The 13,996-nt window shown below is 52.1% G+C and carries 10 protein-coding genes; 7 read left to right on the top strand and 3 right to left on the bottom strand.

What is annotated here, in order from left to right; genetic code table 11:
* The first annotated feature begins 98 nt into the window (after positions 1–98).
* The 3 genes from purL to dgt all read left to right on the top strand — a co-directional run bounded on the left by purL (position 99) and on the right by dgt (position 6,071).
* The gene (gene purL / locus SH302x_RS26290; protein WP_479366045.1) at positions 99–3,041 is read left to right on the top strand and encodes a phosphoribosylformylglycinamidine synthase subunit PurL; all 2,943 of its coding nucleotides are present in this window, start codon (positions 99–101) and stop codon (positions 3,039–3,041) included.
* Positions 3,042–3,121: 80 nt separating this feature from the next.
* Positions 3,122–4,951 carry an apolipoprotein N-acyltransferase gene (gene lnt, locus SH302x_RS26285; RefSeq protein WP_479366043.1) on the top strand — a complete coding sequence of 610 codons (1,830 nt, stop codon included), beginning with the start codon at positions 3,122–3,124 and terminating at the stop codon, positions 4,949–4,951.
* The gene (gene dgt, locus SH302x_RS26280) at positions 4,935–6,071 is read left to right on the top strand and encodes a dGTP triphosphohydrolase (RefSeq protein ID WP_479366042.1); all 1,137 of its coding nucleotides are present in this window, start codon (positions 4,935–4,937) and stop codon (positions 6,069–6,071) included. Before lnt ends, dgt begins: the two co-directional genes overlap by 17 nt.
* 15 nt (positions 6,072–6,086) lie before the next feature.
* On the opposite strand, the gene SH302x_RS26275 is transcribed toward dgt, so the two are convergent.
* Positions 6,087–6,902 carry a 3-keto-disaccharide hydrolase gene (locus tag SH302x_RS26275; RefSeq protein WP_479366040.1) on the bottom strand — a complete coding sequence of 272 codons (816 nt, stop codon included), beginning with the start codon at positions 6,900–6,902 and terminating at the stop codon, positions 6,087–6,089.
* 333 nt (positions 6,903–7,235) lie between these two features.
* On the opposite strand from SH302x_RS26275, the gene SH302x_RS26270 reads away from it, so the two are divergent.
* Genes SH302x_RS26270 through SH302x_RS26260 form a run of 3 tightly spaced genes read left to right on the top strand, consistent with a single transcriptional unit; the run spans position 7,236 to position 9,967 of the window.
* A complete protein-coding gene (locus SH302x_RS26270; RefSeq protein WP_479366039.1) occupies positions 7,236–8,456 on the top strand; it encodes a hypothetical protein in 1,221 nt (406 codons plus the stop codon).
* On the top strand, positions 8,453–8,935 hold the full coding sequence (locus SH302x_RS26265) for a hypothetical protein (RefSeq protein WP_479366038.1): 483 nt from the start codon (positions 8,453–8,455) through the stop codon (positions 8,933–8,935). Before SH302x_RS26270 ends, SH302x_RS26265 begins: the two co-directional genes overlap by 4 nt.
* Positions 8,936–8,983: 48 nt before the next feature.
* Positions 8,984–9,967 (top strand): hypothetical protein, encoded by a 984-nt coding sequence (locus tag SH302x_RS26260; protein ID WP_479366037.1) that lies wholly within the window; start codon positions 8,984–8,986, stop codon positions 9,965–9,967.
* A gap of 25 nt (positions 9,968–9,992) precedes the next feature.
* On the opposite strand, the gene SH302x_RS26255 is transcribed toward SH302x_RS26260, so the two are convergent.
* Positions 9,993–10,928: an archaemetzincin gene (locus SH302x_RS26255; protein WP_479366036.1), complete on the bottom strand. Its 936-nt coding sequence runs from the start codon at positions 10,926–10,928 to the stop codon at positions 9,993–9,995.
* Positions 10,929–11,048: 120 nt separating this feature from the next.
* Between SH302x_RS26255 and SH302x_RS26250 the strand changes: the two genes are divergently transcribed.
* Positions 11,049–13,025, top strand: a complete 1,977-nt coding sequence (locus SH302x_RS26250; protein WP_479366034.1) for a S9 family peptidase — start codon at positions 11,049–11,051, stop codon at positions 13,023–13,025.
* Between the two features lie 283 nt (positions 13,026–13,308).
* Here the strand turns inward: SH302x_RS26250 and SH302x_RS26245 are convergent, their stop codons facing one another.
* Positions 13,309–13,884, bottom strand: a complete 576-nt coding sequence (locus tag SH302x_RS26245; protein WP_479366032.1) for a hypothetical protein — start codon at positions 13,882–13,884, stop codon at positions 13,309–13,311.
* Between the last annotated feature and the right edge of the window lie 112 nt (positions 13,885–13,996).

The following is a 13,996-nucleotide window of genomic DNA, read 5'->3' as shown; positions in this document are numbered from 1 at the left end:
ATCAGAGACGGTAAAGTTTGCCACAATCTGAGCCTGCGAGCGACCGACCGGTTGCCGCGTTTGGAATAGTTGGCTGCGTTTTTGAAGGAAAATCGTCTGTGACTCTGTGGGAAATTGATATCCACCCTGCCAGTGGTGAAGCTGACCGTTTGGGTGCGGGGGCAGTTCAAAGTGCCCTGGAACTTGGAATTTCCCCGAATTTATCGATCCACGCGGCTCGCGGGTTCCTTCTCCAAGGCGACCTGGTCGGCGAAAAAAACCAAGCGACATTGGCCTCTCTGCTGGCCGACCCCATCACCGAACAGACGGTCACCGCATCGGTCGGCCATGCTTCCTTGCTGGAATGCCCCCAACTCAACGGACTATCTAACGATCCAGATACCACGCTGATCCACGTTTTACCCAAACCCGGAGTGATGGATCCCGTCGCGCAAAGCACTCTGAAGTTGCTGGGCCGAATCAAACAGCATGTGACGGCCGTCCGTACGTTGCGTAAGTTCTGGGTACGCGGAGCAAGTGCCTCAGAGGTCAATCTGCTGGTCAAGCGGGTTTTGGCGAACGATTCGATCGAACAAGTGATCGTCGGTCCGCTTGCTATCCAGAGCTTGGATATCTCCAGCCACTATGAACTTAAGCCCGTCACGGTGAGCATTACCTCGCTGAGCGACGACCAACTGCAGACGCTTTCTAAATCAGGCCAACTCTACTTGCAACTGGCTGAAATGAAAACGGTCCAAGAGTACTATCGCAAACTTGGTCGCGAGCCCAGCGATATCGAACTGGAAACCATCGCTCAAACATGGTCCGAGCACTGCAGCCATAAAACGCTGGGTGGTCGTATCGCCTATCGCGATGAAAATGGCGAGCGTCAATTCAATAGCATGCTGAAAGAAACCATCTTTGCCGCGACCAACACGATTCGTAAACAACTGGGCGATCAAGATTGGTGTGTCAGCGTCTTTAAAGATAACGCGGGCGTCGTGACGTTTGACGATGAAGATCATGTGGTATTTAAAGTCGAAACGCACAACCATCCATCAGCCATCGAACCTTACGGTGGCGCGAACACCGGCCTGGGCGGCGTCATCCGAGATCCACTGGGTACCGGCTTGGGCGCAAAACCTGTCTGCAGCACCGATGTCTTTTGTTTTGCTCATCCCGATACCGATCCCAACAAACTGCCACCCGGTGTTTTGCATCCGCGGCGCGTGATCAACGGCGTGGTCGCCGGAGTCCGCGATTATGGGAATCGCATGGGCATTCCTACGGTCAACGGCGCGGTCTATTTTGATGATCGCTACTTGGGTAATCCACTGGTCTATTGTGGCAATGTCGGCATGTTGCCGGTCAACAAAGTTGAAAAGAGTGCCAAGCCTGGCGATTTAATCGTGGCCATCGGCGGTCGAACCGGACGTGATGGTATTCACGGCGCAACCTTTAGCAGCGTTGAACTGACCGAGGAAAGCGAAGATATCAGCGGCGGTGCAGTGCAGATCGGTAATGCAATCACGGAAAAGATGGTGCTGGATGTCTTGTTGCAAGCACGCGACCAAGGCTTATATAACGCAGTGACCGATTGCGGAGCCGGTGGCTTCAGCAGCGCGATCGGCGAAATGGGCGAAGAGTTAGGTGCAGAAGTCCACTTGGATCAAGCACCATTGAAGTACGATGGCTTGACGTATACCGAAATTTGGATCAGCGAAGCTCAAGAGCGGATGATCTTAGCGGTCCCACCCGAGAATTGGGATCGCTTTCAAGAGCTCTGCAGCAGCGAAGGTGTAGAAGCAGCTTGCCTGGGCACTTTCACAGGCACCGGCGAATTGAGATTGATGTATCGTGGCACAGAAGTCGGATGCCTTTCGATGGAGTTCTTGCATGGCGGGCGACCACCCGTCATTCGTCAAGCGATCTTCGAACCCAAACCCGTCGTTGGCGTTCAATGGGCCGCGCAGGATCAAGCCGCATGCGAGTCAACGCTGCTGAAAATTCTTGCACATCCTAACGTCGCCAGCAAACATTGGATCATTCGCCAGTACGACCATGAGGTCCAAGCGGGCAGTGTCGTTAAGCCACTGGTGGGTCCGTTGTGCGATGCACCAAGCGATGCCGCGATCGTGCAACCCAAACTAAAGAGCAAACGTGGTCTGGTCATCTCTTGCGGCATGAACCCCAACTATGGGGACTACGATCCCTATCACATGGCACACTCGGCGATCGATGAAGCTGTCCGCAACTGTGTAGCTGTTGGAGCTGACCCTGCCCGGATTGCTATCTTGGATAACTTCTGTTGGGGCAACACCGAACGCGCCGAAACGCTGGGCGGTTTGGTGCGAGCATCGCTGGGATGTCACGATCTTTCGGTCGCTTGGCAGATTCCGTTTATCAGCGGTAAGGATTCGTTGAACAACGAGTTCTCATGGTTCGATGACCGCGGTCAAAAACAAACCATCACGATCCCGTGTTCGCTGTTGATCAGTGCTATTGGTCAGATCGCTGATGTACGTCAAGCGGTGACGATGGATTTGAAGACGCCCGGTAATATGCTGTATAGCCTGGGGGTGACACGCGAAGAGTTTGGCGGCTCCATGGCGGCCTTGCTTAACGGCCACCGTGGGGGCAAAGTACCTCAAGTGGACGCTGGCCAAGCGATGAAACTGTTCAAAGCATTGCATGTCGCAATCACAAGGGGCTTGGTACGCTCGTGTCATGATTGCAGCGAAGGTGGTCTGGCTGTCGCAATTGCTGAGATGGCCTTCGGCGGTGGTGTCGGCGCAGAAGTTGATCTACACACCATCTGCCAGACCATGTTTATCGATCCTTGGACCGCTTTATTCTCAGAGTCCAATAGCCGCTTTATCTGCGAAGTGACCCCTCAGAACGCTGCCGCTTTTGAACAACTCATGCATGATTTACCATGTACTCGCATTGGGATGACCAACGATACCGCGAAACTGCTGATCGGTGTTTCTCAGGATCGGCTTGTGGATCAATCGCTTGCGAATCTAAAGCAAACTTGGCTCAAACCGCTGGACTGGGCCTAAGTGCACATCCTGGCAAGGTTATAGGTTAACATGTTGGGCATCGCCTTTTTCACTTCCATCTTGTGAGCACCTAGCGACCGATGAGTTTCAAGCTACTACCACTGCTCGGTGCATTTTGCATGTGGGCCGCGTTCCAGCCACTCGGGGCATCGCCGCTGTTGTTTCTGGCGATTCTATGTTGGTTGGCACTGATTGCCGCCGACAGATCGCTTCCCAAGCACAGCTACAAATGGATCTACATGGGTTCGGCGCTGGCGTGGCTAGGGCTGCTGCAAGGGATACGATTGGCCTACTGGCCACTGTACGCAGGTTGGATCGCGCTATCGCTTTATTTGGCAGTCTATATCCCGCTGTTTGTCTTTGTGTCGCGTTATCTGGTGCATCGCTGGCGCTGGCCTTTGGCATTGGCCGCGCCGCTGACCTGGGCGGGGTGCGAGTTGATTCGATGCTACTTGTTGACAGGCTTCGGTGGTTGCTTGTTGTCCCATGCGATGGCGGAACAACCGGTGATGATTCAATTAGCAGCGCATATCGGACCGCAGTTGCTAAGCGGATTGTACGTCCTAGCCGCCACTGCGATTTTCGAATTGATGCGGCCCATGAGCTGGGTACAAGCGATCGTTCGCAATCCAAGCGAAGATGAAGGCCCTTTTGCAATTCAACTGGGGGCAATATCGCGATCGCTGGATGTCGCAACAAGCACTGATGTGGATACTAAACCGGCTCGGTCATTCTCTCCGCGGAGCTTTAGTCTTCAGGTTTTCGTACTGGCGGCAGCTTTCAGTTACAGCTATTTCGAATACCAACAGGGGACAGATCTGGAAGCAACGCGGGAGCCATTACTAAAGGTCGCTTTGATTCAAGAAAACTCGGAGACGCGGTTCGAATACTCGCAAGAACGCGCCGTCAATGCCTGGACGCGTTATCGAGAACTGACCTTGATCACCGGCCAACAGCACCCCGATCTAGACTTAGTGGTGTGGCCTGAATCGGTCTATACGCACACAGACCCATATTTTGATTGGGACGGCAAGAAGTTGCCCAACGAGTTTGCCGAGATCGTGGGTGACATGCAGACGCTGTATGATGATGCTCGTCGCTACCAACGCAAAAACGAAACGGAATTAAAATGGATGCAAATAATCGCCGGTGGACAAGCAGTAGACATCAGCAAAGATGTATCCGATCCGCGACCGGGAAACTTGCCCGCGCTCTTGTTGGGTATTTCGCTGCATCATGTACGCACCGATGAATTTAAGATCTACAACGCCGCGGTGTTCCAACCAAAAACAGCCGGACCGGTTGACTTCTATCACAAGCGAAAACTGGTTATGTTCGGCGAGTACATTCCGTTTGCGGAAAAGTGGCCCGCTGTCTATAAAGCCCTAGGCATGCACGTACTGGGTGTCGGCCAGCAGTGGCGAGCCTTTGAAGTCGATGGCGTCAAGATCGCTCCTAGCATCTGCTTCGAAAATATGCTTCCGCAGGCAATGCAGGACCAAACAGCTCAACTTACTAAAGCTGGCACGCCGCCGGATATCTTGATCAGCGTCACCAACGATGGTTGGTTCCGTGGCTCTTCGATGTTAGACCATCATTTCGCTTGTGCCGTGTTCACAGCGGTAGAAAATCGACGGCCATTCTTGGTGGCGGCGAACACTGGGATTTCAACTTGGGTTTCAGGCAATGGAACCATCAAAGCAAAGTCAGTAAAAATGGCTCCTGAAGCGATCGTTGCCACGCCGACAGCCGATAACCGTTGGGGGCTTTGGCAAACGATTGGCGACTGGCCAGCCCGTTTATGTGCTGCTATTGTTTTGTTGAGTTTGATCAGCATGATGTGGCAATATCAAGTAAAACAATATCGAGAACGAAGGAGTGTTATTGCTGCAAATGCCCAGCCATCCTGAGACGATTTGGCTTGATCGCGAACAAGCTCTATTAGCCACCTACGCAACCTTTAGCGCCCAGTCGCGAGGACGCGTTCATCCCGAAACACATCACCCGTATCGTGGCCCTTTTCAACGCGATCGCGATCGTATCTTACACAGTGCTGCTTTTCGTAGGCTGAGCGGCAAGATGCAAGTCTTTACCGGCGATATGGGTGACTATCACCGCACACGCTTGACCCATACGCACGAGGTCGCCTCTATTGCCAGAACGATTGGCCGTCAATTGCGTTTAAATGAAGACCTTATCGAAGCCTTAGCACTCTTGCACGATGTAGGACATCCACCTTATGGCCACTGCGGCGAAGATGTACTGGATCGCTGCCTGGAACAACACGGCGGTTTCTCGCACAATGCGTTTGCTTTGCAATTGATCCAGCAAATTGAAACGCGTTACACGGGCATCCCAGGCTTGAATCTAACGCATGAAGTTTTGGCCGGTCAAACGCATCGCGCCAATAAAGGACCCCTTGCGCCTGCACCCAGTTTGGAAGTGCAAGTGGTCGATGCGGCTGACAGTATGGCTTACGATGCACACGATGTTGACGATGCCTTGCAGTTAGGCTTGATCACATTAGAACAACTTATGGAAATCAGCTTTATTCGTCGTAGTATTGTCGAGCAAACGAAGGCCGCTGCGGCGAGCGATGTTTCAAGGCAATTTCTGGTCCATGCGATGATTGAAACGCAAGTTGGCTATTTCTTGCGAGGCAATGTCAAGCTGCTAAAGAGTTGCGAAGGATATTCATCGGAGCAATTGCAGCAACAACAAGTTCGCTTAGAGATGCCGCGGAGTATCGAACAAGAGCGTGAGGAGCTTGAGTCGTTTCTGTTTGCCAATGTTTATCGGCATCCCAAGCTGATAGCTGTTCGCGAGCAAGCGGCGACGCGGTTGCAACAATTGTTTCATCTGCTGGTCGCTTATCCTGGGCGACTGCCGCCGCGTTTCCAAGAACTGGCAAGTGCCCACGGTGTTCATCGGTCCGTTGGCACTTATCTGGCCGGCATGACCGATCGCTTTTGCGAAGACAGCTACATGCACTTGGTCGAAATGGGGCGTCCTCAAGCGATCGACTGGTAGTTCGCACCAACTCGATTACTCGATCGGCGTCTCGACATCGCCGCGACGAATGAACGGAGGTCGAACTTGTTCGCCTTCGACGGGAACGATCTCGCGCACCCAAATGTTACGATAACGAACGGGGTTGCCATGGTCTTGTAAAGAGATCGGACCTTTATCGCCACGATTAACATACTTCGGCGGGCGGTTGAATGGTGTGTCCCCTTTCAATTCAAAGTGATTCAAGATCAAAACGCCGTTATGGACCACCGTGATATAAGCCGGTGACTTCAGCGAATCGTCTTCATTGAACCGGGGAGCGGTCCAGAAGATGTCGTAAGTGTTCCACTCACCGGGTTTTCGCATCGCATTGACCATCGGCGGAGTTTGTTTATAGATCGCACCAGCTTGGCCGTCGAAGTAAGTTTGGTTCTCGTACGAATCGAGCACTTGGACTTCGTACTCACCCATCAGGAACACGCCGCTATTGCCGCGACCTTGACCGCTTCCTTTTGCGGGTGTGGGAGCAGACCACTCGATGTGGACTTGGCAGTCGCCGAATTCCTCAACGCTCGAGATAGGCCCTCGGCCAGTAATCATATTTCCTTCTTCGATCTTCCACGTGGAAGCATTTTTCCAGTGCGAAAAATCCGTGCCATCAAATAGGACGACTGCATCGGACGGCGGTGCGTCATTGGTTGCACCAGGAGTCACGACGGGTGGTTCTTTCCACTCGATGCCGTTCAGGTACTCTTGGGATAGAGTTTGGTTTGCTAAGCCGTAGGACGCGCCCGCAAGAACGCAAAGACTGGACAGCGACCGCAAGGAGCGAAAGAAGTGGGTTTGAAACATAGGAGACCTCGGCGGGATGGCGGGTGGAACAAGCTGTGAAAGCTTTGATGTTAGCATGATAGTCCGGGTGCGGGATAGGTGGGACGCAAGGCATCGGGTTTCCCATAGGTTTGCAGCAAGTCACAAAATCGTCAAAAATTTCGTTGACTAGCCGCTTGCGAACGTTATAAAGAACTGGTGGCGGGGGGATCAGTGCACTTTCGAACGTGATAAGGCGTCGTAAGTCGCCGCACTGCCATCGCCTGTGCTCGATACCGATTTTTCCAAGGCCAGTTGGAACTTTGCGATGAAGCCATGCTCTCTCTCTCTCTCTCTTTGAGCCATGAACAGGCAATGAGTTCAAGCTCAGGCGAAGACTCAGCCGTACGTTGCGCGGCTGGTCCGCTTACAAGACACTCACGACGGTTGCCAAGTGCTGTGGTAGCTCGAGCTGTCCTCTTGTGTTTGGTTTGGGTGGGACTATCGATTTGCAATCCAACGATCGCAAGCGGCGAAGAATCCGTTGAGCAAATTCCTACGGAGTCCTTCAAATGGCCACTGCATGCAACCGATGCGGAGTACTTAAAGACAGACATACCCATTCAAGCGCTGGAAGTTGGCCAACGGAAGGCAATCTCATTGATTTTGAAAAACGAGACAGGACATGAATTTGAAGTGCTGTCTGCTTCTCGCAGTTGTTCATGTACCAAGGTAAGCGTCCGCAAGCAAAAAGTCCCCCTCGGTGAATCCTTTGTGGTGGATGTGATTGTTGACATAGATGTCAATGAGTCCGGTGGTGGGAAGACAATAGGAGTTCGATTGGCGACCGCTGGCAAGCTGCGGTTTATCGAATTGGAGTTGATGGCAGATGTCAAAGGAGTCGCCTCCTTCTTGGAATGGAGTCCGATTTTTCGCACCACAGGCTCGATCGAGGATGTGGGGGCGGACGAGCTGCAAGAGTTTCGAATCCCATTTCGCATAACAGCGCCTGTCACGTTAGCGCAGGTGTCGCTTGAACCGCAAGGCGATTTGAAATATTTGAATTGGAAGTTTGAAAACGGTGACAAACACGGGGAAGCGTTTGTAGTAGGGATGTGTAAGTCAGGAGACATACCTCCGGATGGGATTTCCGATGTCCTTCAGGTTACGGTCAAGGGGCGTCCAGGCGTGGTCCGCAACAGCATCACGATTCTGAACCCTGTCGCGGTCGAACTGGCTCCATCGGAACTGCAGCTAACCAGCAACGATGACGGCCGGTGGAGTGCGTGGGCGGTTATGCGAATACAATCCTCGACGCTGAAGCGGCATGCGGATGGAAGTCTGAAGATGCTTTTGCAAAGCGTTCGAGATCAGCAACAGCAGCCGCTTGCCAGAGAGGCGTTTCAGATAGAGCCCAGGCAGTTGTCTCAAGGAGTTTATCGTTTGGAGTGTAAAGTTAATCGCGAGCTGCTGATGAAAAACAATGGCCAAGAGCGAAGCGTTATCCCGGCGCGTGCGGAGCTTGAGTTCGTGGTCACGTATGGCAGTTTCAGTCGGGTTCAGAAGGTTACTATTCTTTTTGGAGGTCTCAAATGAAGACGTTATTGATTGTTTTTTGCGGCTTTATTGTAGCTGCTTGCGCGATATCTCACAATTGTCTCGCAGAGGATTGTTGGGTAGCGGACGACAAGGATACTTGTGAAAAGTTATATGGTCCAAAGAAAAAATTTTGTGGCGAGGTGCAGGACTGCCGTTACTCGGAAGAACAGGACAAGCACGTCTGTAGTTTCGCTTACAAAGTTCTCGAGTATGGTGACAGCCCCATTTTGTCGATCCGGAGGAAGAATGCGGATGAGGCGGGGTATGCCGGTATTCTTTATCACGATCATATCCTGTGCGGACAAGTCATGCGGTGCACATGCGATCCTACAGGGCCCGCAACGTATCAATGCATTCCAGAGACTGGTTGGTTGATGAATTTGCACAAAAACAAGTCTCCATATGGCAGTCAACATAACTGCATGCCCAGCGGATATGGAGGGGGCGACGATTATGGCGATGGGTATGGTGGCTGATGCTCGCTCCGATTTGGACTTTCGCTCTGTTTTCTTAAGGGGACTTGTATGCGAACCAATATACTTCCTACAGCGATCATGCTACTCATTCTTGGTCTAGTTTCCAATGCAATCGGCGACGAGGAGAAAATTTCGGAACAAGAGTATCGGGAGTTGAGGCTACTCTACGAAACCCATCTGATGTCCTTTCCTCGCTACGATGTAACGATTGAAACAAAGACGATAGGTGTTCCACGAGAAGGCATCTCGGATCGCGAATTTGTCAGCTATGACCAAACGCAAACAATAAGGCAGCAACTGGATGTCGATGCAAAACGATATACGTTCGCGATGTATTCCACCACTCATCAAGTGGTTCCTGAGGGTCAGCCAACCGACGCGACTAAAATGTCGACCAAGGAAATAACGCGAGAGCGACCTTACGTGTGCCTGTTTCATGATGGCCTGGAACGCAGTCGGTACGACTTTAATTACCCATGGCATTCGCAGAAGGTCGACGCGGAGTCTGCGATTCGCTACTCGCAAGATGTTGCTTTTATTCCTGCAGTTTTGGCGACGCTAAGCAATCGAGTTCGGCTTAAGACATTTTCATTGGAAAAATCAGCTTCAGAACAAAAATGGGTCAGCGAGATCCAGAAGGTGACCAAGCGTTCGGGAGACTCGGTCTGGTTGACGTACAAAGCAATCGGCGAACAAGGTGAGGATATTGCAAGTGAAGTGGTGATTAACAGAAAGTCTGGGGCTATTGAACGCAATACCTTTGCAAATTCCTTCAAGGGAAAACAGAATGTAAAACGCATCATCGAATACTTTTACGAGACGATCGATGGAGTTGCTCGACCGATGCGAGCGCGCAGTGAAGAGTGGGGGCACGTCTCGTTAGATGAGGAGAGTAGCCATGATGCCGCTGCGGAACTTTTGATCCACCAGACGTATACTTGGCATGCCTTTGGTGACCAGGAGATCCAGTGGATGGATATTAAAAAGGACTACACCGCAAAGGAATTGGAGGCCTTCGTGAAGGCCAAGTAGTGCTCAGGCAAGCAAGAATGGTTTGTCAACGAAGCACACGAAGAGCCTTTTCATAGTGCTCAGCCTCGTCGTGTAAGCCATGCTTCTTGCAAAAATCCAGCAACTCTTCAAACCGATTTTTCGCATTGGCGTTTGTGGCGTACATAATTTTGCCCTCGCAATTGGAGCATAGATGTAACGGTTGCCGGTCAGATTCTTCCAGCGAATTGCTGCCCTGCATGTTGCACCTTGCAAGCACACAGTGCGGCATCGAAAACATATGACCCGTCTCGTGCGAGGCGACTTTCAATAACCGCTGTAGAAGAACGGGGTTTGCTGCTTCTGATTCGCTGGCGAGGCTCAAGCGGTGTAGCGACCAGACACCGACTCGCTCGCGATACATCGCTTGACCAAACACGAAGTTATAGCCTTCACCGGGCCATAAATCTTGATTGGTCAGTCCGAGAATAGCCACCGCATCGGCGGGCAGTATTGGAACCAGCTTTTCACGCAACAAGTAATCCGTTCGCAGTTGCCTAGTTTGTGTTCCAGCGATGGTTCTTTGGTACTGGCTAGGGATATCGCTTAGTGCAATCGCCGGCAATACCCGCGTCGAGCATTGGAAGTAGATCCCCAAAAATTCCGCGGCCAGCGCGACGGAATTTGCTTCGGACTCACTCAATTCGCCCATCGGTTGAATGTATAGGCGATTTCGAGTCGCTCCCAATGTGACTGGCTTCGATTCCACATAGTCGCGAAAGGTTTGTTTCTTTTCTGGGTTGCTTTTCAGCCAATCGCCGGGCTGAACCGCAGGCAAAGGTTGATTCAGTTCCTGTAACCGTTCGACAATCGTCGCAACCGAGCGATACTTCTGTCTGGCATTTCGATCGTTGTCCTGCGCAGTGAGTAGAGAAATCTGCCCCCAGCAAACTGCAAGAATGACCAGCAGATAGTGTCGTCGTGTGTAGTCGCAGGAAGGCATCTCAATTGACTAACGTATGAAGTGGCAACGTCGCAAGAAGCCTTTGAGTATAATCGAACTCAGCGACGGCCGCCTTGCGGTGCACGTGATCACAGACCTGCCCTTAAATTCGGAAAACCTATGTCAAAACGAATCTATCATCCCTGCTTGATCCTGGCGTTCTGTTGGCTGCTGCACAGCGATGCGGCAAGTCAAGAAATCCGTCCAACGGAGAACTTGGTTGTCGAAGGTATCCCGCCGATTGAGTTAGAATTAGCCGACCGCGTACGAACTTATACGGAAGCTCGCGGAGCGTCCTTTTTTTCTTGGCATCCAACGCAGCGGAAAATGCTGATCGGCACTCGATTCGGCAATTCCAACCAAGTGCATCAAGTGGACCAACCGGGTGGCGCTCGCAAACAGTTGACCTTCTACAACGAACCGATAAGTTCCGCGACGATCAATCCGCAAGCGGCTGATTACTTTGTGTTCAGTCGGGATGCTGGCGGGAACGAGTTTTGGCAACTCTATCGCTTCGATATGGAAGATCACCACGTCACCCTTCTGACCGATGGCAAGCGTTCTCAAAACGGTCGCGCCGTTTGGAATCATGCCGGTGACCAATGTGTGTATTCTTCGACGGCTCGCAATGGAGCCGATCGCGATATCTGGATGATGAATCCGCGCCAGCCGGACTCGAATCGTGTATTGTTGGAGCTCGCCGGCGGTGGCTGGTCCGTCAGCGACTGGTCGCCCGATGATCAACAATTGCTGGTGCTCGAGTCCTTGTCGATTAACCGCTCAAGGCTGCACTTGGCTAATGTATCCAGCGGATCGCTGAAACCGATCACGGAAGACAAACCCGATGTGGCTTATTCGGGGGCGCAGTTCAATACCGATGGCAGTGGCATCTACTACACGACTGACGCGCACAGTGAGTTTCAGCAATTGGTCTATCGTGATCTGCAAAGCAATAAAGAAACGATCATTACCAACGACCTAACATGGGATGTCGATAGTTTCGAAGTATCGCCCGACGGGAAACAGATCGCGCTGGTCGCCAATGAAGCGGGCATCTCACGGCTGTATGTGTACGATGTTGCCAATCAAGCTCTGCAGGCCTTGTCAGCCGCTTCAGATCCGTGGAAGGCCGTCGCGGAGCAACTTCCCAATGGAGTTATATCGCTCGGTGAGTGGCATCCAAACTTGCCGGAGTTTTCGTTGACGATCGCTTCTGCCAAGAGTACAGCAGATGTTTACTCCATTGATATTGCCAAACGGACAATCGATCGCTGGACGGAAAGCGAATTGGGGGGACTATCTGCGGATCAATTGTCGGAAGCGGCGTTGATTCAGTGGAAGAGTTTCGATGAACGGACCATCAGCGGGTTGTTGTACGCCCCGCCCGCAAGCTTTACCGGCAAGCGACCTGTAATCATTAACATTCATGGAGGTCCTGAGAGCCAGGCGCGGCCGACGTTCCTGGGGCGCAATAACTACTTTCTGAATGAGCTGGGCATTGCCATGATCTATCCTAATGTGCGAGGTTCAGCGGGCTTTGGGAAATCGTTTCTCAAGCTAGACAATGCGGAATTGCGTCTGGACTCGGTGCGGGACATCGGAGCATTGCTCGATTGGATCGCAGAGCAGCCGAATTTGGATGCCGATCGCATCATGGTCACCGGCGGCAGTTACGGCGGTTACATGACGCTGGCCGTCGCAGTGGAATATAACGATCGCATTCGCTGTGCGTTGGATGTGGTAGGGATCTCGCATTTCGGGACGTTCTTGAAGAACACCGAGAGCTATCGTCGTGATCTGCGGCGGGTGGAGTACGGGGATGAACGAGATCCGAAGATAGCGGAGTTTTTTGAGCGCATCGCACCGCTGAACAATGCGGACAAGATTGGTAAGCCGCTGTTTATTGTACAAGGCGGCAATGACCCAAGAGTGCCACTAAGTGAAGCCGAGCAAATGGCGGCAAAAGTCAAGTCTAGCGGAACACCGCTGTGGTACCTTATGGCTACCGATGAAGGCCACGGCTTTCGCAAAAAGAATAACGCCGATTTTCAGTTCTATGCTACGATCAAATTCGTGGAGCAGTATTTGTTGCAGTAGCCATAGCGGTAACGCTAACTCGGTCGTTTAACCGCGAGCCCATCGGGCCGCGTCTATGTTAACGGACACAGCTAACGCGGGGCGATGCCCACGCGGTTAAACGGCCCCCGCAGTTTCACGTAGCAAAAAAGTTAATAACAACTGCTATCGTACGAGAAGCAGAGCCGCCTACGCCTGCGAATGACGCTTAATCGAACTAGCGAGCCAATGGAAACGAAAACAGGCAGGCTTGTTTCCAAGTCTGCCTGATGGTTGTCCGTTTTAACTGCGTGAATTCAATAGCTTAGTATGGGCTGCTGGCACCGGTATCTGGATCGCCGCACATGTGGAAGTGGTTATGGTCAATATAGATCACTTCAATGGTCTCGTTATCCTCTAAGGTGTACGGGACAGGCCAACCGTTGATCAAACGCTCTTCAAAGTAAACAGTACACTTGTAGTGAGCGTGGTGCAGTTGAGCGAAACCAATCAGCGGGATGAAGCGAGGTGGATCGATGTAATCCACGATTTTCTCTTTCACGATCCGCACGTTGTTGCGTTGCTTTTCGCTAAGCAATGGAATACCACCGCGAACGGGGCGAGCGCGTTCCAGGGCTTGCATCACTTCGTCGTCGCTAGGTGGATCCAGTGCGGCGACTGGTCCGCCAGCAGTCAATGGTCCCATGATGGGCACGCGGGCGTATCGTTCATGGATGTGGAATTCTAGTTCTTCCTGATCTTGCAGATAAGGCGAGATTGGAACTGGGATTCCCAGAGGACCTAGGTGGAATCCGTTGGTCAAGCCAACACAACCTGTGCTGCTCAAAGCAATCGCAGTTAAAACTAGACCCGTGATTGTGCGTCCGAATTTGTGTGACATCGTCGATCTAACCCTATCCGGCATGGAACTCATCAGCCTGTGTGTCGAACGCAGGACTACAATCAGTTATCGAAGCAGGAGGCCGCATAACTTGCGATATTTTCGGATCATT

The organism is Njordella calcicola (genome assembly GCF_056494125.1).
This window is presented reverse-complemented; position numbering and strand designations above follow the sequence as displayed.